Source organism: Luteibacter rhizovicinus DSM 16549, from assembly GCF_001887595.1.
Classification (GTDB): Bacteria; Pseudomonadota; Gammaproteobacteria; order Xanthomonadales; family Rhodanobacteraceae; genus Luteibacter; species Luteibacter rhizovicinus.
On the sequence record NZ_CP017480.1, the window covers coordinates 4,367,520 to 4,393,176 of the forward strand.

General features: G+C 59.3%; 33 protein-coding genes. 7 read left to right on the forward strand and 26 right to left on the reverse strand.

Features of this window, described 5'->3' with window-relative positions:
* The first annotated feature begins 189 nt into the window (after positions 1–189).
* Entirely contained in the window at positions 190–642 is a 453-nt protein-coding gene (locus tag BJI69_RS22685; RefSeq protein WP_046967456.1) for a hypothetical protein, read from the forward strand.
* 18 nt (positions 643–660) lie between these two features.
* Here the strand turns inward: BJI69_RS22685 and BJI69_RS19915 are convergent, their stop codons facing one another.
* The 6 genes from BJI69_RS19915 to BJI69_RS19945 all read right to left on the reverse strand — a co-directional run bounded on the left by BJI69_RS19915 (position 661) and on the right by BJI69_RS19945 (position 4,818).
* Positions 661–1,095, reverse strand: coding sequence for a pyridoxamine 5'-phosphate oxidase family protein (locus tag BJI69_RS19915; RefSeq protein WP_046967455.1), 435 nt, complete (start codon positions 1,093–1,095; stop codon positions 661–663).
* Positions 1,096–1,176: 81 nt separating this feature from the next.
* Positions 1,177–1,392, reverse strand: a complete 216-nt coding sequence (locus tag BJI69_RS22410) for a hypothetical protein (RefSeq protein WP_125903136.1) — start codon at positions 1,390–1,392, stop codon at positions 1,177–1,179.
* Positions 1,393–1,410: 18 nt separating this feature from the next.
* Positions 1,411–1,911: a YciE/YciF ferroxidase family protein gene (locus BJI69_RS19920; protein WP_046967454.1), complete on the reverse strand. Its 501-nt coding sequence runs from the start codon at positions 1,909–1,911 to the stop codon at positions 1,411–1,413.
* Between the two features lie 521 nt (positions 1,912–2,432).
* Positions 2,433–2,762, reverse strand: a complete 330-nt coding sequence (locus BJI69_RS19930; protein WP_046967452.1) for a hypothetical protein — start codon at positions 2,760–2,762, stop codon at positions 2,433–2,435.
* Between the two features lie 503 nt (positions 2,763–3,265).
* Positions 3,266–3,676: a hypothetical protein gene (locus BJI69_RS19940; protein ID WP_046967450.1), complete on the reverse strand. Its 411-nt coding sequence runs from the start codon at positions 3,674–3,676 to the stop codon at positions 3,266–3,268.
* 866 nt (positions 3,677–4,542) lie between these two features.
* Complete coding sequence (locus BJI69_RS19945) at positions 4,543–4,818, reverse strand: hypothetical protein (protein ID WP_046967449.1); 276 nt, start codon at positions 4,816–4,818, stop codon at positions 4,543–4,545.
* Positions 4,819–5,475: 657 nt separating this feature from the next.
* Here BJI69_RS19945 and BJI69_RS19950 point away from each other — a divergent pair.
* From BJI69_RS19950 to BJI69_RS19965, 3 genes are read left to right on the forward strand one after another with little or no spacing between them, the layout of a single operon-like run.
* A complete protein-coding gene (locus tag BJI69_RS19950) occupies positions 5,476–6,072 on the forward strand; it encodes a hypothetical protein (RefSeq protein WP_046967448.1) in 597 nt (198 codons plus the stop codon).
* A 9-nt stretch (positions 6,073–6,081) separates the two neighbouring features.
* Positions 6,082–7,371, forward strand: a complete 1,290-nt coding sequence (locus BJI69_RS22150) for a C2 family cysteine protease (protein WP_078023374.1) — start codon at positions 6,082–6,084, stop codon at positions 7,369–7,371.
* A gap of 38 nt (positions 7,372–7,409) precedes the next feature.
* Positions 7,410–8,261, forward strand: a complete 852-nt coding sequence (locus BJI69_RS19965; RefSeq protein WP_046967447.1) for an alpha/beta fold hydrolase — start codon at positions 7,410–7,412, stop codon at positions 8,259–8,261.
* Between the two features lie 272 nt (positions 8,262–8,533).
* Here the strand turns inward: BJI69_RS19965 and BJI69_RS19970 are convergent, their stop codons facing one another.
* The 5 genes from BJI69_RS19970 to BJI69_RS19990 all read right to left on the reverse strand — a co-directional run bounded on the left by BJI69_RS19970 (position 8,534) and on the right by BJI69_RS19990 (position 12,178).
* On the reverse strand, positions 8,534–8,920 hold the full coding sequence (locus BJI69_RS19970) for a hypothetical protein (protein WP_125903137.1): 387 nt from the start codon (positions 8,918–8,920) through the stop codon (positions 8,534–8,536).
* 70 nt (positions 8,921–8,990) lie between these two features.
* Positions 8,991–9,524, reverse strand: a complete 534-nt coding sequence (locus BJI69_RS22415) for a hypothetical protein (protein ID WP_125903138.1) — start codon at positions 9,522–9,524, stop codon at positions 8,991–8,993.
* Positions 9,525–9,532: 8 nt separating this feature from the next.
* Complete coding sequence (locus BJI69_RS19980; protein WP_211258484.1) at positions 9,533–10,315, reverse strand: hypothetical protein; 783 nt, start codon at positions 10,313–10,315, stop codon at positions 9,533–9,535.
* Positions 10,316–10,331: 16 nt separating this feature from the next.
* The gene (locus BJI69_RS19985; RefSeq protein ID WP_052767140.1) at positions 10,332–11,171 is read right to left on the reverse strand and encodes a helix-turn-helix domain-containing protein; all 840 of its coding nucleotides are present in this window, start codon (positions 11,169–11,171) and stop codon (positions 10,332–10,334) included.
* Complete coding sequence (locus BJI69_RS19990) at positions 11,171–12,178, reverse strand: zinc-binding alcohol dehydrogenase family protein (RefSeq protein WP_046967443.1); 1,008 nt, start codon at positions 12,176–12,178, stop codon at positions 11,171–11,173. Before BJI69_RS19990 ends, BJI69_RS19985 begins: the two co-directional genes overlap by 1 nt.
* A 224-nt stretch (positions 12,179–12,402) precedes the next feature.
* On the opposite strand from BJI69_RS19990, the gene BJI69_RS19995 reads away from it, so the two are divergent.
* Together BJI69_RS19995 and BJI69_RS20000 are read left to right on the forward strand one after the other, a co-directional pair.
* Positions 12,403–13,467 carry a GlxA family transcriptional regulator gene (locus BJI69_RS19995; protein WP_244465254.1) on the forward strand — a complete coding sequence of 355 codons (1,065 nt, stop codon included), beginning with the start codon at positions 12,403–12,405 and terminating at the stop codon, positions 13,465–13,467.
* A 128-nt stretch (positions 13,468–13,595) separates the two neighbouring features.
* The gene (locus BJI69_RS20000) at positions 13,596–14,072 is read left to right on the forward strand and encodes a hypothetical protein (protein WP_046967442.1); all 477 of its coding nucleotides are present in this window, start codon (positions 13,596–13,598) and stop codon (positions 14,070–14,072) included.
* 23 nt (positions 14,073–14,095) lie between these two features.
* On the opposite strand, the gene BJI69_RS20005 is transcribed toward BJI69_RS20000, so the two are convergent.
* Positions 14,096–14,629: an energy transducer TonB gene (locus BJI69_RS20005; protein WP_125903139.1), complete on the reverse strand. Its 534-nt coding sequence runs from the start codon at positions 14,627–14,629 to the stop codon at positions 14,096–14,098.
* Positions 14,630–15,472: 843 nt separating this feature from the next.
* Here BJI69_RS20005 and BJI69_RS20010 point away from each other — a divergent pair.
* Positions 15,473–15,712 carry a hypothetical protein gene (locus BJI69_RS20010; RefSeq protein ID WP_046967439.1) on the forward strand — a complete coding sequence of 80 codons (240 nt, stop codon included), beginning with the start codon at positions 15,473–15,475 and terminating at the stop codon, positions 15,710–15,712.
* A 151-nt stretch (positions 15,713–15,863) separates the two neighbouring features.
* Here BJI69_RS20010 and BJI69_RS20015 read toward each other — a convergent pair whose 3' ends face one another.
* The 14 genes from BJI69_RS20015 to BJI69_RS22420 form a co-directional block, all read right to left on the reverse strand.
* Positions 15,864–16,730, reverse strand: a complete 867-nt coding sequence (locus BJI69_RS20015; protein ID WP_219811407.1) for a hypothetical protein — start codon at positions 16,728–16,730, stop codon at positions 15,864–15,866.
* Positions 16,731–16,840: 110 nt separating this feature from the next.
* A complete protein-coding gene (locus BJI69_RS20020; RefSeq protein ID WP_046967437.1) occupies positions 16,841–17,350 on the reverse strand; it encodes a DoxX family protein in 510 nt (169 codons plus the stop codon).
* The gene (locus BJI69_RS20025; protein WP_046967436.1) at positions 17,347–18,123 is read right to left on the reverse strand and encodes an HvfC/BufC N-terminal domain-containing protein; all 777 of its coding nucleotides are present in this window, start codon (positions 18,121–18,123) and stop codon (positions 17,347–17,349) included. Before BJI69_RS20025 ends, BJI69_RS20020 begins: the two co-directional genes overlap by 4 nt.
* The gene (bufB, locus tag BJI69_RS20030; RefSeq protein WP_219811408.1) at positions 18,107–18,919 is read right to left on the reverse strand and encodes an MNIO family bufferin maturase; all 813 of its coding nucleotides are present in this window, start codon (positions 18,917–18,919) and stop codon (positions 18,107–18,109) included. Before bufB ends, BJI69_RS20025 begins: the two co-directional genes overlap by 17 nt.
* 131 nt (positions 18,920–19,050) lie before the next feature.
* Positions 19,051–19,380 carry a BufA1 family periplasmic bufferin-type metallophore gene (locus BJI69_RS20035; protein ID WP_046967434.1) on the reverse strand — a complete coding sequence of 110 codons (330 nt, stop codon included), beginning with the start codon at positions 19,378–19,380 and terminating at the stop codon, positions 19,051–19,053.
* 152 nt (positions 19,381–19,532) lie between these two features.
* Positions 19,533–20,012, reverse strand: coding sequence for an SRPBCC family protein (locus BJI69_RS20040; protein WP_125903140.1), 480 nt, complete (start codon positions 20,010–20,012; stop codon positions 19,533–19,535).
* Between the two features lie 20 nt (positions 20,013–20,032).
* Positions 20,033–20,572 (reverse strand): PucR family transcriptional regulator, encoded by a 540-nt coding sequence (locus BJI69_RS20045; protein WP_052767139.1) that lies wholly within the window; start codon positions 20,570–20,572, stop codon positions 20,033–20,035.
* 224 nt (positions 20,573–20,796) lie between these two features.
* Positions 20,797–21,876 carry a GMC oxidoreductase gene (locus BJI69_RS20050; RefSeq protein ID WP_071925044.1) on the reverse strand — a complete coding sequence of 360 codons (1,080 nt, stop codon included), beginning with the start codon at positions 21,874–21,876 and terminating at the stop codon, positions 20,797–20,799.
* A gap of 74 nt (positions 21,877–21,950) precedes the next feature.
* Entirely contained in the window at positions 21,951–22,346 is a 396-nt protein-coding gene (locus BJI69_RS20055; RefSeq protein WP_071925045.1) for a hypothetical protein, read from the reverse strand.
* Entirely contained in the window at positions 22,343–22,699 is a 357-nt protein-coding gene (locus tag BJI69_RS20060) for a hypothetical protein (protein WP_046967431.1), read from the reverse strand. The genes BJI69_RS20055 and BJI69_RS20060 overlap by 4 nt, the downstream gene beginning before the upstream one ends.
* 304 nt (positions 22,700–23,003) lie before the next feature.
* Positions 23,004–23,555 (reverse strand): dCTP deaminase, encoded by a 552-nt coding sequence (gene dcd / locus BJI69_RS20065; protein WP_046967430.1) that lies wholly within the window; start codon positions 23,553–23,555, stop codon positions 23,004–23,006.
* Complete coding sequence (locus BJI69_RS20070; protein ID WP_046967429.1) at positions 23,552–24,046, reverse strand: dCTP deaminase; 495 nt, start codon at positions 24,044–24,046, stop codon at positions 23,552–23,554. Before BJI69_RS20070 ends, dcd begins: the two co-directional genes overlap by 4 nt.
* 20 nt (positions 24,047–24,066) lie before the next feature.
* Positions 24,067–24,810, reverse strand: coding sequence for a hypothetical protein (locus BJI69_RS20075; RefSeq protein WP_125903141.1), 744 nt, complete (start codon positions 24,808–24,810; stop codon positions 24,067–24,069).
* A 262-nt stretch (positions 24,811–25,072) separates the two neighbouring features.
* The gene (locus BJI69_RS22420) at positions 25,073–25,645 is read right to left on the reverse strand and encodes a hypothetical protein (RefSeq protein WP_125903142.1); all 573 of its coding nucleotides are present in this window, start codon (positions 25,643–25,645) and stop codon (positions 25,073–25,075) included.
* Positions 25,646–25,657 lie beyond the last annotated feature (12 nt).

The following is a 25,657-nucleotide window of genomic DNA, read 5'->3' on the forward strand; positions in this document are numbered from 1 at the left end:
TGTGAAACCTAGGACGTACGGGGGGCATTGTGCGGGAGGAGTGGCAGGGGCGACGTGTTCGCTGCCGAAAATGCGTTGGTTGTCGGGTCCGGGGGCATGCGAACCTCGAACCGTCATGTCCATCGAGGCGCCAGTCGCGGAAATCGGTAGTGGATACAATTCCGTCCAGATCAGACGAGGAACCCTGTGATGCACCTGCTCGATAACCTTCTTGCTTCGGCCCTCTTCGCCACTACCCTTCTTACAACCAGCGCTCCGTTGCAGGCTTTGCCTCAACGTTTGAATGACTCGCCAGTGGAGGCGCTCGTCATCAGTGGCGCCGAGGCGGATCTTCGCCAGACACTCGGGAACGCCTACCCGGCCTTTGCCCGAAACTTCGCTGAGACCGCGCAACCGGTTGCTCTCAAGGACGGCGGGTTGTTCCTGGACGGCTGGCGGACAGGTGCCCCACTCGCTCACGCCGCCGCGTTTATCCATTACACCGACGGTCGAACGTTCGCCGCTTACTTTGACGAAGAACGGGGCGAGATCACCTACTTTGGCGAGGGCCCCATCCATCCGGCTTTACACATCTGGGCGCGCCGCTTCGGCCTCAACTTCAAAGTGACGCCATCCGCAGCCTCTTCGCCACCTGTCGATTAGCGTGGTGTCCGATCTGACTCACATCACAATTTCACCGTTCTCCTCACCCTCCCACCAATGGACACGGCGAGCTGTAACACGGATGAGGACGATACCTGGGGTGTCGATGCCCTGTTCGAACCAGCGATCGAGCCCATCCACCCAGTGCGCTTCCAGCACTGCACGCTCGCGAGCAATATGGGCATCGCCTTCGACGGCCACAAACAGAGGTGGCTTGCCGAGCAGTGATTTCGATCCGGAGAACGACAATGACACTTTGGGGTTGGCCGACGATTGACGGACCACGTCGCTGTCTTCGAACGCGAAGAACCAGCTCGTGCCATCGTAGGCCACATCGCCATTGTTGCTCATCGGTCGGCCGGCAATGTCGCCTGAAGGGGTGTGGGTCAGCAGCATCGCAAAGTCGATGCTAGCCATCTTCTTTGCAAGCTCGGGCAGGGTCAGGTCGCTCATGGTGGGTCTCCGGGCGGGGTTGCGGCGACTTTGGTCGCCCAATAGCGACGAGCACGTAAACGTTACGTCGTTGGAAGGCGCTTACGCCGAGAGCAACGTATCCCAGCAACCGTCGGGCCGCTCGATCTTCACGACCACGTTCCCTCCGGCTTTTCCGATCATCCGCGCATGATCTCTCGCAAACGCAACGGCTGATGCCTTGTCTGGCTGCTCGACTTCCGGGCGGCCCGCCAAGCGCACCCGCCAGCGTCCGCGACTCGTGGCAGGCGGTGCGATGTAGATGGTGACGGCAGTCATGGGGTCACCAGGCCAGGGTCACGCGGCCTTCTCGGCGCGGGTCTGGGTCGAGAGGCGCTCGGAGAGCATGGTGAGCTTCTCGTCGGCCGCCTTTTCCTGAGCCAGGGTCTCGACCAGAAGAGGCACGGCTTCTTTGTAGCCAAGCTGCTTGGCCAAGGCGATCAAGGTGCCGTAGGAGGCAATCTCATAGTGCTCGACCTTGTTTCCGCCGCCGATCAGGGCCGCATCACGAAGAGGACCTTCCTCGACGCCGTCGATGACTTCCTTGCCCTCCTCCACCAGGCCTTCCATCGCCGCACACTTGATCCGCTTGAGGCGAATGCCGAGCAGTTCGACGATCTGGTCGATGCGCTCGACCTGGCCCTGTGTCTCCTCCAGGTGAGACTCAAAGGCTTCTTTCAGATCGGGTGAGGTCGAGGCGCGGGCAAGCTTTGGAAGTGCTTTCGTCAGCTGCTTTTCAGCGCTGTAAATGTCGGACAGTTCGTGGATGAACAGGTCTTCAATGGTTTTGATTGTCATGGCAGCTCGTCCCGAAGCGGTCGTAGAGCGGCAACCATGGGCGAGCGGGAATCAAGGGCACCCCCAGACCGCGTGAAGCGGACCCTGACGTGGGTGAAATGGCCTCTACCGTGAGAAGCGGCCGAGCAAGAGGTCCCAGAACAGCCTTCGGAGGAATGGCGGCTCATGCCTGTCAAAAGCCGTCCTTATTGGGGATATGTCAGGCCCTCGCGCTTCGGGGCCTTCCGGCCCTATCCAGTAGCGAGAATTGTCGCTGAAGGGTTCCCAGACGATGCATGGTTGCCCCATAAAGCAAAATGCGACTCTCACCTCATCCGCAGACAGGACCCTTCCACGAAGTTGAACGGCGGTTACGCCTGCAATCCCCTTGAGGACTTTTGCGACTGAGTGCCGAGACACGTAGGCGTTCTCGATCTCGAAGGCGCCGCAACGCGCTTCTTCGTCATCGATGGGAAAGGTCTTCATAACGCAGTCTCCAGCGCAGTTTCGTGAGGCGTGCCATCCCGTCCTAGTCAGGCACTTTATCCCAACTCATCCGCACCCAGAATCAAGTAGATCGTAAGTAGCACAGAGTGGACCAGAGGAAAGAACAGCACAAAACAATCCACCGCTCCGCCCAGGCGTAATCGCGGAGGGAGAAGCCCAAGGATTATGCCTGCAGTCACGGCGGAACCGACGGCGATCACGTTCGACGAATGGAAAAGCTTGGATTTTCCAACGCCGACCCCGTACACGAAAACCCCAATCATCCCCCAGATAACCTGTTCATCGGTATGTGTGAAAAGAAAGAGCTGCCCAACGAAGGTCACCACCGAGAGAATCAGCGCAGAGATCGCGATATATCTGGACATGGCTAATTTCCGTTCGCCTCTGCTTGATGCTCGATGTCCAGAGCGCCTAGTGCCCGTACATGCGCCTTCCTGTCGGAAACCTGTGCCGCCTGGTAGGCATCACCCCGAAGTTATTCCGCAGAATGCACATTCCCAATAATCTCGGCCGACCAAATTCCATGCCGAAGGTAAACCCTAGCTCTTGCCCAGAGTTCGCTATCCTCAATCAAGACTTCCATTCCCTCACGGAGCTTAAGACCTTGCTTTGCCAACGCTTCGAGGGCTCCCCGCGTATTGAGGCGGACGGAAGAGTCATCGTTGATAGCATTAAAGTCGACTGGGATCTTGATGGTCGCCATGATTAGTTGCCGCTCGGACTGCGATTTGGGTTCCGCTGTATCAATTTTTGGGCTCGCTGGTCCCCATTCAAACCGATGGTTGCCAATCGGCGAACAGCGGACCCCAACCCTGCTCAGCAGCAAGCCAGACAGCAGCTTCGCTTGCGTAAGCGGATGCGGTCCTGGCTACGCCCCACCGCCTTCTGGCAAACCCAATGTAACAATTGCATCTAGCGTCTGCAGCATGTCCACAGTCGGTACTTCGTTGAGTCCAAAAGTGTCCAGGAACGTCGGCAGCTCTATGACCAGGAAATAGTCCAAGCTCCAGCGCTCTCGCTCCTGCGGTGTAAGGGGTAAGTTATGTAGAAAGTTCAGCACTGCCACAGCGCGGTCGATATTGCCTCTTTCTGCGGCACGTATAGCTTCTGGCAACCAAGCTCTCAAAATAATTTGTGTCGGAAGAAGGGGAATGTCGTCGATGCAACCCACAGCCTCCAACATCAACGGAATGACGTCGTCCGGGCTCCGCCCATTCCGAAGCAGCGTTCGACTCGAGATAACTGCCGAACGGATGATTTCGTCGAAAGCGTCGGTCATAGCTCGAACATCAAGTCACCCGGTCTTTTGAAGCTCGACGAGGTCAGTTTCTTATCGATAACAAGAACCTTGTTCAGGCCAGCCGTGCAGACAGCTATCACCCGATCGTTACTATCCATAACGTATGACTCTCCCCATGCTGCGTGACCACAACGGTAGCTGAGCCTTAATGATGGTCTCATGGGCCTTCGGCGCCCAGGATACTCAAAATCATTCTCGACTAAGATCACATCCCCCTTGCGTCGATGAAACCAACATAGCGCTCGGCTACCCCATTTTTAACTTGTCCACCAATGACGAGAAACTTCTCGACACGTCGCGTCAAACCCGGAGGACCACCTATCGGGTCAGGACACGTCAGCGGCTTTTCCTGCATGAATTTCCCGGACCGCTCTTCTGACCGTAGACCATACCTTCCCAGATTCGCCCCGAAAACCGCGCGCGTAACGGGCAAGTTCGGAAATCCCTGGTACCTTTGATTGAGCGCGAGTTCCGTTCCCGTTGCGGCGTAACCCGAGTCTGACACTTCATGACACGCAGACATCAATACTACGAATACCAAAGTTGAGCATGCTGTCATGCCGATGTTTCGCCTCTTCAGCGGGCATGGTCGGATACTCGGCGCCAAGTAGCTCCCCGAGGTTGGTGTCGGTGATTTCTTGCGACACCGAATCGGCGGAGCGTTGGAGCAGGCTGGTTGTATAACTTTCGCTGTAGGAAACCGCTTACGCGACGACGCGGTGAGTCCCTACATGTAAAGTTGCTGCTCGACCTTGACCGCCCTAGACGACCCGAGAAAATCGCCGCGTCCGCTCGGCGTCGCCGAGGATTTATTGCAGAATTTTCACAGCATGGCGGTTGCTGCCTTACCCACCACTGTTCTCCCAACACATCCGCGCGTGCGCTTGCGCTGTGCATTGCACGCCCATGTGGGTCAGCGCACCGATGGCTTCCAGACTGTGGGCCAGGCGTTGGCAGTCCACCGTATCGGCTTCGTGGATGAGGTCAGAGAGCAGGCGGGTGAGGCTACGTGCGTACTGAAGCCATTCGGTGGCTTCGTTCATGAGGTCGTGCGCGGTGGCTTCGGGATCGATGTGGTAGTGAAAGCCGACGCCCTGGGTGTTTCCTTTCGATGCAGACATGGGGATCTCCTTGAGTAACGCCCTACCCCTTATCCAGGTGCGGCACGCCACGCATGGCATGACGTGCCGCGGATCTAACGGATTCGCGGGTTCATCGGCTGCCCGTGTCCGGGCGCCGGGCGGCTTGATTGACGAAGTATGTGGCGGGGGCAGTCGCGCCTGTCTCGGGTCTACACGGCGACACGCCGGGTGGCTCGGCCGAGAAAAACCTCAGGGTTACGGCTACCGCCGCGGTTCTTCAACCGTGTCTGCGGGGAAGGCAGAGCGCTCGGTGACCGATGGGGATGTCGCCTGGGGGATTCGGCGGGCGTGCGGGTACCGTATGATCGGTTCTAGCCATGACTAACTTCCAGATAGTTCGTTACGGTTAGCGGTCCAGGGGTGCTCTAACACCTCTGGGCCGCGCTTCTCACCGCTTAGAGCGATGGTTGGCTGCGGAGCAATTCGAAGCCACGACGCAGGCAACGTGGATGACCGTATCAAAACAACTTAAGGTTGTCTGTAGGTGTGGTCGCCGAAGTGCCAACGTCGAGATTGTCGCTGAGGACTCGCGACATAGAACAATTCTGAAAAATCACCTACTGATGATCCGAAGGCCCACGCGTCCTTCAGAATTGCCCGATCAACAAACGGGCTCGACGCTTCATGGATGGAAACTTGTCGGCAGTCGCGAAGACGGCCAAGCAGCTGGCTCTTCTCGGCGAGACGTTGGAACGTCGATCGGCCACAGCCATTTCGGTCCAGGAACGATCTGCGCTCGACCTGCATAACGCGGTCGGTTCCGCGAAATCGAGCATCGATACGTTTCTTCAGTCGGCCCGTCGCGAGATCGAGCATTCCACCCGGACCAGCCTCGACCGACTTCTTAGCGAACGAGCTGAAGAACTCAATCGCGATGTCGATGCTCGCACAGCGCAGATCCGGGCAGCCACGGAAGCGGTGGACATCGCTGCGAACCTTGCGCGATCGAGCATGGTGAAGCATCTCCGGAGGACTTATGTTTCGGTCGCAGGGTCTATCGCCCTACTGGCTCTGGGAGGTGGATGCCTCATCTGGGCTGAGTTGTCGACGTACTGGGATGCAAGAGCCAAGGTCTCTGAGGCGAAGATTCAAGCGGAGGTCTACGAAGCCTATGTTCGTGTGGGTTTGACCTCATGCGGCGGGAAGCCATGCGTGAAGCTCGACAAGAAAGCTCCGCGCTGGGGAACGCGCGGCGAATACGTTCTGGTCGAAATGAAAGGACCCGTCAGGTAAGGACACGGCATGGAGCAGCGGAAGTATTCGAACAAGGATCTGTATGGGAAGTCGGGCCACCCCGTCTCCTCGGACATCAAACAAGGCCAGCTCGGGGACTGCTATCTATTGGCATCCATGGGATCGCTCGCGTTTCAGCAGCCGGCACTCATCGAGAGCGCGATTCGTTACGACGCGGAACGGGAGAGCTTCCGCGTTTCGCTCTACGAAGCCCAGCGAAGCCTTCTCGGATTTCATAAATCGCCAAAGAAGGTCGATGTCGAGGTCACGCAAGCCGATCTGGCAACCGATTTCGCCAGGACGGGAAACTATCCCGCTACCGCTACAAGCTCACCGCCAGCAGTCTGGCCTGCAGTCATCGAGACCGCCTATGCGAAGCATGCCGTCGGGCCCGGCGAGACATTGGCAGATGGCTTCGATCGCATCGACAACGGCGGATGGCCGAAGGATGCCCTCTTCGCCCTGAGTGGTGCCCCTGCCGACCAGCTTACGGGCTTCCGGGTGAAACACCGCGAACTCTCTGAAGTATATGAAGACCTAAAGCACGACCTGGAAGACCATCGACCCATCGTCCTATCGACGAATCCGGTGAAGCTGACCAAGGAGGATGGTCTTCTGTCGTCTGACAATGGCGCGGGCCACGCTTATATGGTCGAGGGGATACGAAAGGTCGACGACGAGGTCAAGATCAAAGGCAGGGCCGGCGTACTCGATGAGACGGCCGTGACGGTGGCTACGGACCGACAGTGGGCATCTCATTCTCCGTTCGGCACGATCGCAGCACGCTCTGAGTTCACTGGGGCCCGCATCGCGCTGCTCGACGGCGCAGGTCGGGTCATCGATGCGTCGGACCACCCACGCACCTCTTTCGCCGGCCATTCGCTCGAAACACCTTGGGATGACCTGCAACTGGCGTTTTTTGCGGGTTGCGCCATGTGGACGTACCTCAATACCCCGTTCTTGCTTGCCTGGGATGGCGTTCGCGTCGAGGATGCCGGGGAATGGGAGGAGCAAGGTGAGACGTGGCGCAAGATTGACGTTCACTACCCGGAGTCACTGGAAGTCTTCAGCAAGGCGCAGTCGATTTATATAGGCCCGGATGGCCTCGTCCGTCGCCTCGACTACGACGTTGAGATTGCGGGCAACACGCCTGGGGCGCATTACGTCGACAAGTACATCGACGTTTCCGGTATCCAGATTGCAACGCGGCGGCGAATTTTCCCACGGCTACCCGACGGTCGGCCCCTGGGCGAGCCTTTGGTCGTGTCCATCGAGTTGAGCGACATTTCGCTTCGCTGAGCATCCTTTTTTCGTTTGATGAATCCGGAAAGCCATTCATGAGCCAGAAAACAGCGGCATCTGCCGACAACCAGTATGTGGAAGCGGGCGGGGTGCGGTACGCCTACCGGCGGTTCGGCAAGCCGGGGCGGACCCCGCTGCTTTGCCTGCAGCACTTCACCGGAACGCTCGACAACTGGGATCCCGCGATTGTCGATGCACATGCAGCCGACCGTGAGGTCATACTTTTTGAGAACGCAGGCGTGGGCCGTTCCGGCGGAACTGTGCCGTCCAACATAGCTGGCATGGCTGAGCACGTCCTGCACTTTGTCGACGCGCTCGCCCTGTCGAAAGTGCATATCCTGGGTTATTCGCTAGGCGGCTTCCTGGCACAGGAGATCGCCATCTCTCGTCCTGGGCTGATCGGTCGACTCATTTTGTCCGGCAGCGCACCGGAAGGCGGAGCAGGAGCCGGCATGGACCGCCCTGAGCTTCTCGCCATCTACACCGATGCGGCGATCCTTCCACCTGACAAGCTCAAGCGCCTGTTCTTTCCCGCGACTCCTGCCGGGCTCGAGTCGGCTGACGGGTTCCTGGCACGCCTTGCCACTCGTACGGCCGAGGCGGATTTGGCTCCTGATCCGGCAGTGGCAAGCAGCCAATTGCAGGCAATGATTTCGTGGGCAAACTGGCAGGGCGATGTCGGGGCCAAGCTCGAAAAGATCACACAGCCCGTTCTGGTGACCAATGGCAACAACGACACGATGATCCCGACGGCCAACACATTCACCTTGGCCACGTACCTTCCCAATGCCACTCTCATCATCTACCCGAATGCGGGACACGGCGCGCTCTTCCAGTACGCGGCGGACTATGCGTCGCACACGCGAACCTTCCTTGCGGTGGACTGACGTCGAGCAGCACGCGCGCAGCCTCGGGATAGTTCGTCTCACCTGTCCAGTGGACAACACCCGATCAGCATCAGGCGCGCACGATGAGAGCGTACCTTGCGAGCGCTTCTCCCAACCAGAGCCGGTCCGTTTGGCAGATGTTGAACCCTGTGATCTTGAGTGGCGCCATACCGCGATAAGTAACCGAGAGGTCTTCCTTACATGGCTTCGTGCACTCTTTGGTGGCACTGTCGACCTCGCCGAGCCTCTAGCTTCGGGACGAGGTCCAAGAGCTATCGCTTCCGAAGAGCAAAGTAGCCATAAATCGCCTTATCACCCGGAATCATCTCCGAAACGACGATGGCGATGTATTGGCGGCGGGACTTCCAGATCGTCACGGACGATAGCCCATCCGGCCATCGGCTCGAGATCTTCTTCGCATGCAACTCATCGACGAAGAAGTCGTACAAGCAGCTCTTGATCACCCTGCCGAATGATCCGGACAGATGTAGACGGTAGGCGATGACTTCGTACTTTTCATCCAGGTAGAAAGCAAGGGCTCGGTGCATGGCAGCCTGCTCCCGCACGTAGTCACTCAACTGGGCCGGCGCTCGCGATTCGAAGATGTCAGTGGGTAATAAGTCAATAATCGCTGCGGACGTTTGACCGTGCGCGGTCACAGGAGACGTCGTCAAAAAAAAGAACGCCAGGACCGTAAACGTCCACCGACTAAGCGGTCTTGCGCCTCGCTCATCTGCACATGACTGGGCCGTGCTGAACAGGAGGGCATGGTTCCTGTGCGGCCATTTGGCGCATATTCTCTTGAGCAACCTGTTGTTCTGCATACTGCTCCTGGCCGAGGGCTCTGAATTGCTGTCCATCTGGTGACAACGCGAGGTCTCGGAGCGCCATGGTTGTTGCATCTGGGTTACCGAGGCTGTCGAGAAGCGCGTCAAGCTCCCGATCACCCGTGCGGATGTCGTCGGGTGCCGGTGCGTGACGCCCATCGACCTCTTCGAATATTGGGTTGCGATGGACTGGTTTGGCGCCGCGATCAAAGACCTGGATGTGGCCATTCTCAGTAACCGTCTTGAGGTCGACCTCTACGGTCGCGTCGTGGGAATGAATGCCGTGCGTGGGATGCATGTTGTGACCCCACGGGTTGCGCAAGGTGAGGCCCCACAGAGCACCGTCTTGCACCAGGCGCGCTTCGACCGTCTTGAATTGACGCCAGCGGTCAAGACCACCATGCGCGTGAAGAATCTCGTCGACAAGGTTTTTCATGAGAATTCTCAGCTGAAATGAAAGTTCGAGAGGTCGACACCGACGATGAGCGGATCGGAAAGCGCCGTGTTCTCCAGCGTTCGCGGATAGATGCGGAAGCGGCTTGGCATCTTTATGCCCTGAACGTCCACGTAGTCGGCCAAATAACGCGACGCAGCATTCCGTCCCTGAATGTCGACCTCGTAGTCATGGCGACGCAACAAGCCGTCGACGTCGAAGTAGAACGTTTGTACCGTGCTATGCGTGGCGATGGATGGCGGAAAGCTAACTCTCAGCCGGCGCAAAGGCAGGCCATCGACCATCCAGGGCTCGATTTCCTCCACATCGACATCCGGTCGCGCCAGAAGAAACGGCGAGGTGAGATACGTCCACATCGTGTAGCCCGCGAAATAGCCAAGCTGGGGATCGGTCCAGGGTGTTTCCATCTCAAATCCCGCAAACGAGTCACGCGGATTATCGAGCGCTTCAATAAGGGTGCCTTCCGGCGACCGCAGTTCGACACGTGACGGTGTGTAGACCGAGTGGTTCTGTGACGGCGCAAATGGGCCATGCGACACACGCTGTTCGTGAAGCTGCACCGCGACCTTGCACTCGGTCAGGACGCCTTCGCGCTGTTTGAGGCCCCAGATGATTCCCGTATGCCGAAGGTCGGCCGTAAGGGTGGTGAATCGTTCGAAGCGCTCGATGCCGCCGGCAGCGTCAATGGCAAACTGAAGAAGACTGCTCACAGAAAATGAATCCCGATCGAAGAATGACTTAGAGCATGGTGACCTCGGCAGCTTCGCCTTCAAAGGACAAAGACGGCCATCATTCCGGACAGCATCCACGCGCCACGGCGGCCGGAAGACATGGAGCGGATCTGAGCGGCACCGCGCGCGGGCGGTCAGCGGGCGCGGAGACGGGAACGGTCCTGCGCCAGGCAAGCGGCGAGATGCCTTCGAAGCTCGTAAATGTACGGACAAACTGCACAAGCCCGCTGAAGCCGCACGCTGCTGCGATATCTCCCAGTGGCCACGATGTGTCAGCGAGAAGGCCCTTGGCGCGTTCGATTCGTTGCCACCTTCGCCAGTTGAGCGGGCTCAGGCCGTGGGTGACCCGAAACGCACGAGACAATTCGCGCGGCGTCATGCCACATGCGTCGGCCAGTGCCTTCGGATCAAATTCGGAGACAAGGTTTTCAGTGATAAAGCGCGTCGCCATCTCGCTTTTCAATGTCGCCAGACCGCGCTCGCGAACCCCAACGAGCGGCGCATGGGCAGTTCCGTGGGCGGCACGCAGCGCGAGCGCAACCTCAGCAAACAGCGCCGACGGAAAATCCGACAGCGCGCTCAGGCGCGAAAGGACCGAGCAGAGTTTCGACACAATAGGATTGGGTGGCGCCAGGCCCGTGCCGTCCGCTGCCTCAGTGTCCGGACGAACGACGTAGCCGAGGTCGGGCCGCAAGCCCTGTCTCTCAGCATAGGCGAGAAAAAAGGGCACCGCCGAGTCACCGTCCAGTAGCTTAAATCGAACCTCAATGATCCCTTGACGACGATCGAGGAAATCGGCGACACGCGAAAGCGCATCGCCAGTGACATGAACGGCTTTTACGGAGACCCGGTCGACACGATAGCCAACCGCAACAATGTTCGGCAGGGTCACGCTCATCAGAACCCCGATAGCACCAGCTTGCCACGCGCCCGATGGCTGTCCAGCAGCTCGTGGGCCTTGCGCAGATTGGCAGCGTTGATGACGCCAAGGTTCTCGCCAAGCGTGGTCTTGAGGACGCCCTCATCAATCAGGGAGGCGATCCGGGCCAGCAGGTCATGCTGCTTGCCGATATCACTCGTCCGGTACATCGAGCGGGTAAACATGAACTCCCAGTGGAGCGAGATCGACTTTCGCTTTAGCGGGAGGGCATCCAGGGTAGCCGGATCATCGATGAGTGCGAACTGGCCCTGAGGCTTGAGTATCTCGACAATCTGGGCGTAATACTGCTCGGTGTGGGTCAGGCTGGTGACGTGATCGACCGACGCATGGCCGAGTTCAGCCAGCTGGGGCTGGAGCGGTTTGGTGTGGTCGATGACGTCGTGGGCACCCAGCTCGCTGACCCAGGCCTTGGTCTCGGGACGGGATGCCGTACCGATGACCGTCAGTTTCGTGAGCTTCGTCGCGAGCTGGACCAGGATGGAGCCGACGCCTCCTGCAGCGCCGATGACGAGCAGGCGCTCTCCACGGCCCCCGTTCTCAGCAATACGGAGGCGGTCGAAGAGCAACTCCCACGCGGTGATACCCGTCAATGGCAGGGCTGCCGCCTCGGCCGCCGAGATGCTCGTCGGTGCACGGGAGGCGATGCGGTGATCGACAAGGGCGTACTCGGCATACGTGCCCTGACGAGTGATGTCGCCGGCAAACCAGACGACATCGCCCGCCTTGAAGCCACTCACGGCGGTGCCTGTGGCCTCGACGATGCCCACGGCGTCCCATCCAAGAATCCGCGGGCCTGGCGGCTGGACGGCAGCGCGAAGCTTGGCATCCACCGGGTTGACGGCGATGGCAGAGACCCGGACGAGCAGGTCGTTCTCACCCGCAACGGGCGTGGGCAACTCCACCTCGTACAGCGAGGCGGGATCGGTGGCAGGCAGGCCGGCCTTGTCGTAGACGATTGCCTTCATGGTTTGCTCCTCAAAGCTGGGAATGGATGGGTCAAAACACAACAAGGAATGCACGGAAGTGCTTTGAATTACATACGAAATGGCAAACGGTCGACGCGGCACGGAGAAATGTGCGCCTTCGCTTGAAAATTCCGGGTAACGCCCGCATCAAGCAGCGTGACTAGCACCGAGGTCTCACGTCGTCATGGATTTTCCAGACGGCAGACCGTTGCGCGCTTTGTTGAATGCTGCGCGACCCGACCCATTACGCCAATGACACAGACCGCCCTTTTTTCGGACACGCCCAGGCACACGCGATGCACAGAGTTGGATATTTCCTGCCGGAGAACTACCAGGTCATGGCGATGGGAACGCAGTCCGTGTTCGAAATCGCCAACATCGTCGCGCGCGAGCAGGTCTACCAGGTCATCGACTACTCGCTTGCCGGAGGCCCTGTCCGCTCCTCCCTGGGCACCGCGGTTCTTACTGAAAAGGCGACCGAAACGACTCTTGCCGACACGTGGATGATTTGTGGCGTGGTCAGTCCCCTTTCGGCCCCGCACTCGCAAGCCGAGATGGACTTCATCCAGGCCGCCGCGCGAAGCTCCAGGCGGCTCGCCGGGCTCTGTACGGGCGCATTTGCCCTGGGCGACGCCGGATTGCTTGATGGACGAAGGGCGACGACCCACTGGGCCTTTGCCGACGCCCTCCGGGCGCGATATCCGCGCGCACAGGTTGAAGAAGACCGTATTTTCATCGTTGACGGGGAAATCTGGACGTCAGCGGGACTGACGGCGGCGATGGATCTCTCCTTGGCCATGGTCGAGAAAGACCTGGGCCACAAGATCGCAAGCTCGGTCGCCCACGCCCTGGTCATGCACTACCGACGCGCCGGTGGACAGTCACAGCACTCGGAGATGCTCCATCTCGGAGCGAAGTCGAACCGCATCCAGTCCGCTCTCGACTATGCGCGCAAGAACCTCGCCCAGCCGATCACCGTCGACGATCTCGCCCGCGCCGTCCACCTCAGCCCCCGGCAGTTCAGCCGCGTTTTCCAGTCGGAAACGGGACACTCCCCGCGAAAGGCCATCGAGCAGATGCGGCTCGAGGAAGCGCGCAACATGATCGAACGCGGGCGACATTCGCTTGAAATCGTCGCCAGGGAAACGGGCTTTCGGGACCGCAAGCACCTTCGTGAGGTCTTCGTCCGCGGCTACGGCATCACGCCACAGGTCCTCCGGCGCGAGCGGCGTGCGCCAACGAGGCGAACGGGTTCTGTCGAGAGCGCTGACCGCAAGACCCAGGTCTAAGCCGAGACCTGCGACTGAAGTCTGACATGCAGCTTCGCTAAGGCGTCAGTTTGTCGCCTTAAAATCGCCACCCTTGGCCAATAGCTTGCAGAGCTGCCGGCGACGTGTGCCTGCTCAAGCGAGCTTGATTGTCGGACGACATCGTCACGCCGCTACGTGACGCCATAAAGGGAATCATCATGCTGGATCAAAATCAACGCAGCCACCGCTGCGTCGCGCGGTTGTGGGCACCGTCGGCCTTCCTGCTCCTGAGCCTGGGGTGCGCATCGTCGGTGCAGGCAGCGCCGCACTTTGTCACTTTCGTGAACGACTCGGATCGGACGGTGACGTCTATCGAAGCCGCTCCCGTGGGAACGCACCGTTGGCGTGCTCTCGATCTTGGTGGGCCGCTGATCGGTGGAAGAAGCGGTCAGGCTGCTGTCCGCTTCGATGACGGGGAGGCATGCAAGGAAGACCTCTCGGTTTCCTATCGCGGAATGGCGCCGGTGACGATCACGGGATTCAATGTTTGTCGGATGGATCGGCTTTATTTGGGGAGAGTGCTCGCCAGGGCTATGTTTCGCACGCCAACGATAGACAAAGGCAAAATGACGCCGGCAGGCTAACTATCGATCAACCTTCCGCACCCTCACGGCGGACGGCGATTTTCCGGTCCATCAATACAATGGTGGGTCGCACAATAAACGTCCCAGTCAGGCGATCTTTTGTTGTAGATGCCTTTGAGAATCAGGGTTTTCGTGTCGAAAACGCCCAGTACGGATCCTTTGAACTCATACTTCTCAATGGCGCGTCTGGCAGCCATCTCGAACACAAAGTTTCCGGTCGACTCGTGGAATCGCAAGTAGTACATCGATCCCCACGGAGTCAGTAAGAACGAAACCCTGACGCATTCGTAGGTGCCATGCTTCGTTGGAAACTCGCCAGACAGCGTTTCGACAGGAACCGCTTTCTTTACGCTGAGCTGAGTCCGCGCGATTTCTGCGATGTGCAACTCGGCGCCACAATCAGGCGAGTGAGGAATCGGGTCGCCTAGAAGCAAAATCGCGAGCAAGGCATGAATCATCTCAGGCTTCCCTAATTGCCGGCCGGTGTGCGGGATTAAGCTTGGCGAACGGAATGGTAACCCATCTTGCTTTCGGCACTCAGGAGCCGGCATTTGCATGGCGCCTTTCTAACTCTCTCGGCAATGAAACGATAGCGAAACCATGTCTTGGAGTGAGTTGGGAAAGACCGCTCGTTTCGGCTCCGCACAGTGCATACGCCCCTTACCCGTCGAGTGTAGGCGGTATCTTTACGACCGAGGCACTGGCATGTCAGCGCTGATGCCCTCCGCGAGCCGCCGTACCGACGACGTCCACGGGATACACAAGAATCGTCGACTCCCCATGGTTTCCGACCATGTCCCCTCCCCGACAAACAGACACAAGTCATCGGCTGGGTGGCGGAGATCGTAATCCCCGCCCTGCTCGGGGAGCCTGGCGGCATCGCCGGCCCACCGGGGGCATGGATGCGCACGTACGCGTGGTACGTGTAAACGGTAGAACCGCCGGGTCGGCTGTCTGATACGGGCACCAGCCACCTCGCGTCGTTCACTTGCCCGTGTTCACCGAACAGCGGTGATGACGTCAGCCAGCGCCTTGGCACCTCCTTCCCGCACCAATGCAGGCGGACGGAGACATTCAGCTCCCGCCGCCGGATGAGTCGCGCATAGTCCATATCGGAATCAAAGTCGAACCGAAGCCAGTCGTCCCGGAGCCGGTAGAGAGAGCTGGCGTCCCTTGCCGGGATGGCCGTTCGATCGATCGACACCACGGGACCAGGGCGCAAGGTACCCATGGGGGCGGTGCATCCGGCCAGCAAACCGGCCAGCGCCAGAACAAGAAGAACGGGTACAGCTGGGGCAATTTGTCCCAATGTATGGATATTGTTTGTGGATAGTATGGCGTGGCGCCTGGAGCACCATTCCTGCAGACAGTAACAAGCCACCGCCCGGAAACACAGAAAAATGGATTGGGTTCCCATCGTCTTTATTATCTTCAAGGTCCTCGTATTCGGGACCGGCATGTTCTTGGCCATCAAGTGGCATTACGATCAAAAAAAGAAGGGACAGCCGACTGAGAAGCGCGAGGTGCTACGCGTGGTCGGCAAGGTAGCTCTGGTGATCGTGATTTTCGGGATATTACTCGCGGGGCTACTGTTCTTTACCTTCGCCCTTGGCAGGAAACTTGGTTTGGATCTAAGTTAGCCAGGATGGCGAAAAGCCCATACCGAGAGTTCCGGCACCAGAATGATCCGGCGACCTTGGATTATGGCTGGCACTAGCTAAGTTCGAAACAGGCTGCTCAGGACGACCCAGCCGAGCAAGACAAGGATGAGAGGAAGCGACTCCATTCCTGTCAGCGTCGCTCGCGCGTCACCACGTTAGACCAAAGCCGCCGCAGACTGGCCACGCCACCCGCTGTCGAACTCCAGAGCGTGGTGTCACCGACCAGCAGAGCGCCAGGAAACACATCAGCGCGCGATTGGAGCAACGCATCGAATGCGTTGACACTGGCCTGTACAAAGGGATGCGGAGGCGCTGTGACATCGACATGCTGACGGGCGAGCACATCGAGCTTTCCGACAGATTCTCCAACCCGCTCAAGGTGCGGAAGGTGAGGATGCAGATTGAACGTGTCGACGCCTTTCAGCAGACCCAAGCGGTCAAGCGCGTGTGCCGCCACGATGGGCTGGGGGCTGCCATCAAACTGCGCTGCAGGGCGCAACCCAAAGCGATTGATGACAGGTACGTCCAGTGCGGCGAGCAGCGACCGGCCGAACCCACCGAAGCCCTGCCGCGGTGGGATCGTGCGGTCGCCGTGGTGATAGTACTCCGCTGCCTGTTCGGCAACGCGATCGATGGGACTCAGGGCGTCGGCCTCACCGATATCGTGATGCACACAGACAAAGATCAGATGGTCCGGGTCGGATAGGAAGCGCCTGACCGCCCCGACTTCAGAGGCTGATGCAAACTGGTTTGTCCGGAGTGAGTCGAAGCCGATGACAATCACGGTATCGATGTTCTGAAGCAATGCATCATCCAGGGGATGTAGCACACCGTCGCCATCAACGCGCTCGATGTCGAGCACGCCATTTCCCGTATCCAGTGACGCCTGCGCACTGAAGGCGGCAAAATTCGGCCGCTGTACGTGGTCGAGAAAGCCGCCGATGCCCGGGTCGAACTCCTGCGGATCTGCGATGGCTTCAAAACGTGGATAGAGCATACGTCGAAGCTCAAAGAGGGCCGGAAACCGGTCATCAATGGACTCAAGGGGCGCCCCGGTTTCCGCCGGCCGGCTCCAAGAAAAATAAAGCAGTACGCGCCGTCCTTGTGTCATGTCCGCTGCGCCGATACAGGGCGCTGGCGACGCACGTGGTCAATCAGGTTGTCCAGAGACAACCGCCCTCCCCCGAGGGCAACAAGCGCAAGGGCCATCGATGCCCAATAAAGATGAAAGTTTGCCCACCCATCGGGCGCGACGAGCTGGATGAAGGCGGTCATGACAAGCAACATCAGGGCAGCCACCCGCGTACCAAGCCCGACCAGGAGCAGTACGGGGAGGATGATTTCTGCGACGGCCGTGGCGTACGCGAGCAAGGTGGGTGCAGGCATATCGAGTACGCGCCCGAACAGATGCAGTTTGAACTGATACGCAAAGAGAAACTGTGTTCCGAGTGAGAGGTCGGGAAAGGGATCCCAACGCGTCAGGCCCGAGCGCAGGAACGGCAAGGCGAGGGCCACGCGCAGGAACGGTGAAGCGAAGATACGCCCGAGTCGCGCGAGCCCAAGCATCAGGCCGTCTACGGTGGAAAGGCGGCACGTCCGCCCACGATTTCCGGTCACGTTGAACCCTCCATTCGGGCACCGGTAAACAGACTTCCTTCGAAAAGCGTCCGGATGAGCTCGGACAAGCGGGCTGCTGGTACGTCTGCGTAAGTGAATGCCGCCGCACCCCCGACTGACTGGCCGTCGCGAACTGCCCGCAGAAATCTAAGTTCGCCGGGTTCGAGCGAAAGGACGCGAACGTAAACGTCGTCTCGCCATATGAGGACTGCCTCCGACGCATAAGTAAGGTCTGCCATGGAAGGCGTCTCCTCATTCTGGTGCCGGCTCCAAATTGACAGCGCCGGACTTGCAAAAGAGAGAATGCTGGCCGACGGATGAAGGTCAAGCCTCAGCTCGGGTATCCGCTCGGCCACGAACCGGTGGAGCGCACGCAATGTCAACGGCTCAGCGTCCATCGCGTGGTAGGCGCGCACCCAGTGCCACTCCAGCACAGCGACATCCGGGAGATACGCCAGTTCAGCTGCTGGCTCAAAGGCCGCAATGTAGGCGGGGAACCCTTCGCCGTACTCGAGGAGCACAGGGCTTCTTGGAAGATCCTCCCGCGCGTACGACCGCGCCATAGCGCGGAAGAAGTCCGTTCCGACGAGCCTTTCGACGACGGGAAACGTCGTGCGCAGGGCCTCAATCAGGCCCACCGCAACATTGTTCCGGTACACGTCAAAGCGCCCGCTAGCGTCGACGCCCGGCGGCACTTCAAGCCCGTCGGGACACTGCGCAAGCCCAACGACGGCCTGGGCAAAACCGTCCTGTCGTTCAGCAAGCGACTTCATGGGTGTCTCCTGCCGAAAGTGCTGCCGTCGTAGCCTGCGCGCGCAGCGCCTCATCTCGAAGGGTGGACCAGCTTGGAATGTCGGCGTCGCGCTCAATGACGGTTGGTATAGGACCCGTCGAGCGGATGACGTGCGCGTACAAAGCCCACACGGCTTCTGAAACCGGCCGGTCGTGGGAGTCAATGAGCAACGTGTCGGTACCAGCTTCAACGTTGGAGGCATGACCCGCCAAGTGAATCTCAGCGACGTGACCGATTGGGAACGAATCCAGGTAAGCCAGCGCGCTGGTATGTCCGTTGACACAACGAACGTGGACGTTATTGACGTCCAACAGCAGCGCGCAGCCGGTACGGCGTACCACCTCCGAAATGAAGTCCGTTTCTGCGAAAGCGCTCTCTGCGAAAGAGAGGTAGGTGGAAGGATTCTCCAGTGCGATGGTCCGCCCGAGTGCGTTCTGGACATGATCAACATGTTCGGCCACGCGACGCAATGCTTCGATCGTATATGGCACTGGCAGGAGGTCGTTGAGGAAACGCGAGTTATGCGTCGACCATGCCAAGTGCTCGGATACCAGTACCGGCTCGTACCGTTCGACGACGGCAACGAGACGTGCCAGGTGAGCCTCGTCGAGAGGACCGGCGCTACCGAGCGACAAGCCGACCCCGTGGACGGAAAGCGGGTACTCGGCGCGGATAGCCGCGAGCTGACGATGCGGTACGCCTCCCGCACCCATGTAGTTTTCGGCGTGGATCTCGAAAAAGCCGAGCTCGCGCGGCGCCGTGAGAATCTCGCCCACGTGTTGGGGCTTTAACCCTACGCCTGCATAAGAAGGCCACGTAGACATGGCGGGATAATTCCGGCTCATCAGGGCGTCCTTCTACGACACGGTTGGAACCGGGCGGCAACCGAGCCGCCCGGTGAGGACGATTAGGCCTTCGGCGTCAGACTGCCGGGGCCGTCGGGAGTGTTGATCGACACGCAAGTGCCCGTCGGCACGAGTTTGAACGCGTTGCCCTGGTAGTCCTTCGTGCTGGTGCCGGCGCACGTGGTACCTGCGCCCGCGTAGCAGTCATTCTTGCCCTTGAGCGCGGCGCCGAAACACGGCTCAACCTTGCCTGCCTTGACCAGCGCGGTGTGCTCGGCCTTCAGGGCCTCGCGGTCAGCCTGGGTGAGCTGCTTTTCCGCGGCCATGGACGGACCGGCAACGGCTGCGACAAGCAGGGCACCGAACACAAAAGCCGACTTTTTATTGGACATGACGCAATCTCCACATAGGTTGATGTCGCCCCAGAACGAGACGACGCTGTGCTATCTAAGGTCGCCCTTCCCCCAATTCCTCGGAGGTTGCCACCGGGGAATACAATCCGCTTTCGTGATTGGACTATCTTGCGCACCGTTGCGCAGGTTCGTCACATATTGCGCGGGGTGCTGGGCGCAAGCGACTCGGCATACTCTTTCAAAGCGGATTGGGTCCTGACAATTTCGCGCTGAAACGCCAAAGCCACAGCCTGCTTGATGAACCGGACCGGGCCAAAGAACGTCAGCCGAATGCTTCGGGTAAGGAGCGTGACGCCCTCGACCGTCGCCAATGTGTCGTTGATCCGGACGTCGACCGTGCCAAGCCAGCGAGGACGCAAGGCCATCGGCTGTCTATAGCTGACCAGTGCAGGCCGTTCCAGGGCATTGATGATGCCGTGCCGTGTACCCCACAGACTTGATTCGACATACGTTGTTCCAACGCCTATCGGTCCGGGCGCAATGGCTGTTGTGCCCCTGAAGACACCGGAACGGCGAAGCCACAGGCCGTACTGCCGCAGGTCGGTGAGAAGATCGAAGACTAGGCCGCAGTCTTGCTCAATCGCGGTCGAGATGACCATTGTGATTTTCAAGGTGCCGCGCTCCTGTCAGATCAGACTTCCCGGATGTGGCTCAGCCGCCTGAGGCGTACGGCAACGTCAAGACGCGATATCCACCCGGCCTCGTCTAGACGGGCGCCCAATATCGATTCCACCCTCTCGAGCCGGTAGTTGAGCGTGTTCGGATGGATACCCAGCGCTGCCGACGTGAGCTTGCGATGCTGCCCCTGGTCGAAGTACGTCGCCAGGGTCGTCAACAAGTCCGGTTCGAGTGAAATGCGCTCGAGCAGCGAGTTCAGGTAACGCAAAACGTTTCCAGCCCGCAGCACGCTGTCGCTCACGGCAACGTCCGAATAGAGAAAAACGTCGGCGTCCTTGCCCCCGCGCAGGCCGGCCTCGAGTGCCTTGAAGGCTTCGCCAACGGACTCGGCCCATCCGGCGGGCCCGTCGTTCATCAGTCCTACCCCGACGGCACTCACCCCAGGCACGGATCGGACCAGCGCATGCGCGTGTCCACGGAGGAGGCGATCGGTCGCCAGAATGGACTCCCCGCGCGTCGTCGGGACCCAGACAACCAGACGCCCTCGATGCATCGTGCACAAGAGCTCCTCGCTTCCCGTCGAAGCGCCGCCTGAAGTGTGTGCGCGACTGACTCAGGGCGAGGTTCATACATCGCCAGAATCTCAGCCAAACGCCGACGATGTATCGATGATAGACACGGAGTGCTCAATGGCCGAGGCGCGCCTCTCCACGGTTCTGGTGCTTCTCCTGCAGGCGCAGCCAACATGGCCCGCTGCTTCGCTGCAGCTCCCTTAGGCTAGTTTCGTAATCGGGCCGCCAAGTGGTCACCGAGGCGCAAAGCAACTGCCGCAAGGGTCAGTGTCGGCGGCGTCGCAGAGATCGTTGGGAATACCGAAGTTGAGCAGACGTACACATTGTCGGTCCCGTGCACGCGCAAATCGCTATCGACAACTCCTACCGCGGCATCTTTGCTCATACGTGTCGTTGAAGCCGTATGGTCGATGCGTTGCTGATAGAGGCCCTTGTCTATCACCTCGCCTCCGGCGGCCTCCAGAATCCGCCCCATCGTGGCCAGATGCCGCCGTATAGCTAACGTATTGTCCAACGGCGCATACGTTACCCGTGTGCGAGACAACCCGTGAGACGACATTCCATCCGCGATGCCTACAGCGCTGTGCGCGCTCGCGAATTCCTCGATGAAGCCAGAGAGCGTCAAAGTCATTCCCTGGGACACCAGCGCGTCAATATCACGCGCCGACCGCCCATCGGCCATCATCCCCTCGATATCAAGCTGCGGCATGCGTGAAGTGCGGCCAAAGAGAAGCTTTCCGTCTCGTTGCTCGCGTTCAGTATCGAAATGCCTGCTCGCCAGAGTCGGAAAGTCGAGCTCTTGAAGCACGCGCATCGGGTTGCCACGAAATCTGGCGTCAACGTGAAGCATCGGATGAATCTTGAAGTGGCGTCCGACGTGACCCGACGCGTTACCAAGCCCCGCAGGGGTTAGCGAGGATTTCGAGGCAAGAAGAATCTTTGGCGTTTCGATCGCACCTGCTGCGACAATGATCAGATCGGCGTCGAGTACGGTTACATCGTCTTCACCCACCGGCCGATATGCGACGCCGCGTGCAGTGTGCCCTGGGCCGACCACGATTCGCTGCACTGCCACCTGCGATCTAATCGTAAAGCGACCCGATGCCCCGTGCGTCCTCTCCAGCGCATCGAGCGTCTGGGTGGCACTATAGCGTCCTCCCACCGGACAGTACCGGCAGGTCCCGGTGGTAACGCACCGGTCTGCATAGCGGGCGACCGGGAAATTCGAATACGACACGCCAAGCTTGTCGAGCCCTTCGATGACCAACCGATCCCCTGCCACCATAGCCGGCGCGGCGAAAGGGTAGGAGCCACTCGGCCGGGGAGGCACACGGTCGGCCGATGCCCCCGCCACGCCTATCAGTTGCTCGGCGCGCCAGTAGTAGGGCTCAAGATCATCGTAACTAAAAGCCCAGTCCAGTTCGCGGCCAGCACTGGAAAATGCCCGAAAATCTTCGGGCTTGTAGCGGAACGCCCATCCCCCCAATGCATGGTCGAGCCGCCCCGGACGACGAGTCGGCCACCCTCAAACGCTAGCGGTTGGCCCGCGACGTCGTAGTCCATGCGGCGATCCGTATTTCCGTCATAGGGCAACTTCCAGGTCGTGAGGTAATCCATCCATCTGCGTCCGTCCATCTGGGGAACGACACCACCCGCATCAAGCATAGTGACGTGTTCGACCGCGGAGTCTTCAAGTAGGCGCTTTGCTACGATGGCACCGGCAATCCCTGTTCCGACCACAACGACGCTGCTCATGAAGATCTCGTCGCGGCGAAGCCGCAGGGCGCATCAGCGCCTCCTCCCTGGAAGAGGGCAACTTCCGAAGAGGCCATCGCGAGCACATTCTTCATCCACCCCCAGGTCAACAGCGCCACGGATGCTGCATCGGCTGCCGATGCCGGGTCTACCGGCGCACCCCGGCGGTTGAGCACCTCGTAATTGGCAACCGTTCGCGCCACCTTAGCCCACCCGACATAGTCGAGCGAAGCACCAAGGTATGTCCGCGCTCCGGCAAGGAGATGGAAGCCGACCGTCAGATCGACAACTTGCGGGTGAAGGTAAAGCGAGAACCCCGGCAATACGGCGCGGAGCCATGCTTTATCGATCATTGAAAGGTTCCAACCGACCGGCACGATGCATCCCGGCTCCATTGCGTGCAAGCTCGCCCATTCCACCAGTGCTCGATCGGCGATTGAGGCGTCCTCTCCATGCGCTGCGTCTTCTACGCAACGCTCAGATCTTTCCACAACGCATACCGTTCGATCATTAGACAGTGCAAACCCAAGCGTACGATCCTCGGACGACGTCCTGTTGACGCCAGCTACCATGGCGATGCCTACATAATTCACGCTATTCAACCGATTCACCTCTAGTCGTTTTAGCCCTTCCGTGTCGCCGCGCCTATATCGCGGTCTAGCCAATCACCTCAGTAACGCCTGGTTCCTGAATGGAGAAGTCGCGATAGATCCGAGAGGGCACGATCCCTCGATCACCCTGATACTTCCCATCGTAGAGCGCCACCTCGCCGAGGGTTTTCCAGAAGGTGATTTGCGCAATGGGCATACCTTTGAAGAGCCGCACAGGCATCGTGGCGTAGAGGTGGAAAGTGGCGTCGCAGATGCATCCAATATCGAAAAGCCCAGACGTGATGTGAATGAAAAGACCCAGCCGCGCAATGCTCGACTTGGCGTGAATGATAGGCACGTAGTGTTCACTGCCTACCCGCTCATTACTGCAGCCCAGTAGGAACTCGCCGCGCTGCATGACGTAACCGTCGTCGGGAATGGCGATCTCACGAGTGGCCGGCTTCTTCTTCGGATCAAGGATCTCGTCCTCGTATGCGATGAGGGTGCTGCCCAGCGTCAAGTCATATGAGTTCGTCGTAACCCGATCGCTATTGAACGGCTCGATGACGATGCGATTTTCACTGACCTCAGATTTAATTAGATTCCCGGTGAGGATCATCGGTCCTTCTCCAGTTTAGAAATTTCGGGGAGCGAATACGCCGAGTACCCGGAGTTGTAGGGCGATACCTCACCAAGATTTGCCCAGAACGAGATCTGGCCGATGACCATGCCGGGATAAATAATGATTGGTCGCGCAGCCACGATTTCTAACGTCCACTTATGGATAGAGCCCGTGTGGCCGAGGTCCGCTGAGACCTGCAAGAAGAGGCCTAGGCGACCGGTAGAACTCCTACCAATAAGAGACATCGCATACCGCTCGCTGCCGAGCGTCTCGTGAGTGTGGCCAAGATACGTTCGGTGTGGTGAAAGAATGTACCCGTCTTCCGGAAGCATCGTTGTCACATACGCGCCGCCGTCCTCTCGAAAGGTTAGCCGGTCCCCGAGACGGTAGTTATAGCTGTTGGGATTTAACTGTCGCGGAGTATAGGGATCAATGATGATGTTCCCGGCCAGCACCTCTTCCCTGATTTTCGAGCCTGTAAGAATCATCGCTTATCCCTCTCTAGACTTCATGCTTGAACAAGTAAGTCTTGCGAACGCGTGCCCACCTCACGCGTCCTAACGGCACGGCAACGCAGGACGAACGCGACAAGCTCATCAACGCAGGCAACGCCTATTTGAGAGCGATCTTCCCGGTACTCGGGAACATACGGAACAGCCTGGAAACGTGGCACAACCTCCGCGATGAATTCATCGAACGCATGGTTGGCGGCTTCGCCGGTATCCCACCAGATACTCAACCCGTCCGGATCGCAAACTTCCTCAACAAGCACGGCCACGTTACGGATTACTTTCAAGAACTCAGCGCGCTCATTTTTATCAAATTCCAAGAAGCAGCTGACCGCCCGCTTCGCTACGATGACTACCGCGCCAGGACCGCGAGACTGCGGATGACAATAGGCGATAAACCCCTCCGTCTCATCGACAACGAGCCTAGGATCGATTCCGCTTTGAGGCGATGGCTCTGGCAGCGAAGCGGCACGAAAGCGAATCCCGGAAAGCTCTGCGCTCGCCAGGGCGGGCTTGGCCCGACGCTTCCGTAAGCGCAACGCCATGGCCTCGCGCTCAGCAAGCGGAATGATCGGTAGATCTGCGGCTCCAGCGAACGAATACTCACGACCGTCATACCGCGGCTGAATTTGGAAATGTGCATGTGCTTCCGACTGACCAACCATCGCACCTGCCGAACAGAACGTGTGAAACGCCACTGGCCCATAGGCCCGGAGCAAACTCGAGGAGGCCCAGAAAATCATCTCCGCAAGACCGGTGACTTGTGCGTCAGTGAGCTGTGAGACTCGCTCGGTGTGCTGTCGCGGCCATACTAGGATGGCGCCCCCATCCTTGGTCCGTTCACAGTCCGAGATCTCTGCTATAGCCTGAGTGTTCTCGAACAAGCGGACATGCGTCAGGCGCAAGGCGACGGACTCACAGAAAGGGCATGGGTAGCGGTCGGGAATATCGTATGGCAACGTCGTCGTCCTTGGTGATCTTGTGCTCGCCGGTGGTGTGCAGGTGCTACAAGTGCCTGTAGGGCGGCGGGGACATGGCAAAGCTCCCAGCCATCAAGCCGCGGTAGTTTCGATAGCCGAAGCGAGCAAATCCGTCCTTAGACATGAACCAGCGGATGAACTCGATCGAAACAAAATGCTTGACGCGCTCGATGCGTGACGGCACAGCATCGGCCACTCCCATAGGCTCGAGTAGACGGTCGTAGGCATACGCCGCGCCCTCGTGCGCGCGAAGCAGAGCCTCAATAACCAATGCGGCTTCCGTGTATTCTCGCCAATAGCTTGGTTCCGCGCTCGTTTTGATCCGTATCAGTTCCTCACACAGCGCGCGCCTTTTTTCTCGGCTGGCAGGAAATTCCCAGCGGTCCCCGATGTGATTGAAAAAACCGAATAAGGCTTCCGCTTGCGCGGGATCAAGATTTCCTTTCCGGCCAGGCTGCCGGGGTCCCGCAGGCGCCACGACTGGCTCTGCAAGCCATAAGTCCAACGAGGCCTTGGCCGGCGGCACAGCGACTACTGCAGGCGCTGCCATCGGCAAGCAGGCAAAGGCAATTCCGCCGAGGAATGTTCGCCGCTCCATGTGTCATTCGTC

Coding starts and splice junctions, on each gene's coding strand:
- BJI69_RS22685 (WP_046967456.1), top strand. CDS start 190: ATGCACCTGCTCGATAACCTTCTTGCTTCGGCCCTCTTCGCCACTACC.
- BJI69_RS19915 (WP_046967455.1), bottom strand. CDS start 1,095: ATGAGCGACCTGACCCTGCCCGAGCTTGCAAAGAAGATGGCTAGCATC.
- BJI69_RS22410 (WP_125903136.1), bottom strand. CDS start 1,392: ATGACTGCCGTCACCATCTACATCGCACCGCCTGCCACGAGTCGCGGA.
- BJI69_RS19920 (WP_046967454.1), bottom strand. CDS start 1,911: ATGACAATCAAAACCATTGAAGACCTGTTCATCCACGAACTGTCCGAC.
- BJI69_RS19930 (WP_046967452.1), bottom strand. CDS start 2,762: ATGTCCAGATATATCGCGATCTCTGCGCTGATTCTCTCGGTGGTGACC.
- BJI69_RS19940 (WP_046967450.1), bottom strand. CDS start 3,676: ATGACCGACGCTTTCGACGAAATCATCCGTTCGGCAGTTATCTCGAGT.
- BJI69_RS19945 (WP_046967449.1), bottom strand. CDS start 4,818: ATGTCTGCATCGAAAGGAAACACCCAGGGCGTCGGCTTTCACTACCAC.
- BJI69_RS22150 (WP_078023374.1), top strand. CDS start 6,082: ATGGAGCAGCGGAAGTATTCGAACAAGGATCTGTATGGGAAGTCGGGC.
- BJI69_RS19965 (WP_046967447.1), top strand. CDS start 7,410: ATGAGCCAGAAAACAGCGGCATCTGCCGACAACCAGTATGTGGAAGCG.
- BJI69_RS22415 (WP_125903138.1), bottom strand. CDS start 9,524: ATGAAAAACCTTGTCGACGAGATTCTTCACGCGCATGGTGGTCTTGAC.
- BJI69_RS19985 (WP_052767140.1), bottom strand. CDS start 11,171: ATGAGCGTGACCCTGCCGAACATTGTTGCGGTTGGCTATCGTGTCGAC.
- BJI69_RS19990 (WP_046967443.1), bottom strand. CDS start 12,178: ATGAAGGCAATCGTCTACGACAAGGCCGGCCTGCCTGCCACCGATCCC.
- BJI69_RS19995 (WP_244465254.1), top strand. CDS start 12,403: ATGCTGCGCGACCCGACCCATTACGCCAATGACACAGACCGCCCTTTT.
- BJI69_RS20005 (WP_125903139.1), bottom strand. CDS start 14,629: ATGCAAATGCCGGCTCCTGAGTGCCGAAAGCAAGATGGGTTACCATTC.
- BJI69_RS20010 (WP_046967439.1), top strand. CDS start 15,473: ATGGATTGGGTTCCCATCGTCTTTATTATCTTCAAGGTCCTCGTATTC.
- BJI69_RS20015 (WP_219811407.1), bottom strand. CDS start 16,730: ATGCTCTATCCACGTTTTGAAGCCATCGCAGATCCGCAGGAGTTCGAC.
- BJI69_RS20025 (WP_046967436.1), bottom strand. CDS start 18,123: ATGAAGTCGCTTGCTGAACGACAGGACGGTTTTGCCCAGGCCGTCGTT.
- BJI69_RS20035 (WP_046967434.1), bottom strand. CDS start 19,380: ATGTCCAATAAAAAGTCGGCTTTTGTGTTCGGTGCCCTGCTTGTCGCA.
- BJI69_RS20045 (WP_052767139.1), bottom strand. CDS start 20,572: ATGCATCGAGGGCGTCTGGTTGTCTGGGTCCCGACGACGCGCGGGGAG.
- BJI69_RS20050 (WP_071925044.1), bottom strand. CDS start 21,876: ATGGTGGCAGGGGATCGGTTGGTCATCGAAGGGCTCGACAAGCTTGGC.
- BJI69_RS20055 (WP_071925045.1), bottom strand. CDS start 22,346: ATGAGCAGCGTCGTTGTGGTCGGAACAGGGATTGCCGGTGCCATCGTA.
- BJI69_RS20060 (WP_046967431.1), bottom strand. CDS start 22,699: ATGATCGATAAAGCATGGCTCCGCGCCGTATTGCCGGGGTTCTCGCTT.
- dcd (WP_046967430.1), bottom strand. CDS start 23,555: ATGATCCTCACCGGGAATCTAATTAAATCTGAGGTCAGTGAAAATCGC.
- BJI69_RS20070 (WP_046967429.1), bottom strand. CDS start 24,046: ATGATTCTTACAGGCTCGAAAATCAGGGAAGAGGTGCTGGCCGGGAAC.
- BJI69_RS20075 (WP_125903141.1), bottom strand. CDS start 24,810: ATGATTTTCTGGGCCTCCTCGAGTTTGCTCCGGGCCTATGGGCCAGTG.
- BJI69_RS22420 (WP_125903142.1), bottom strand. CDS start 25,645: ATGGAGCGGCGAACATTCCTCGGCGGAATTGCCTTTGCCTGCTTGCCG.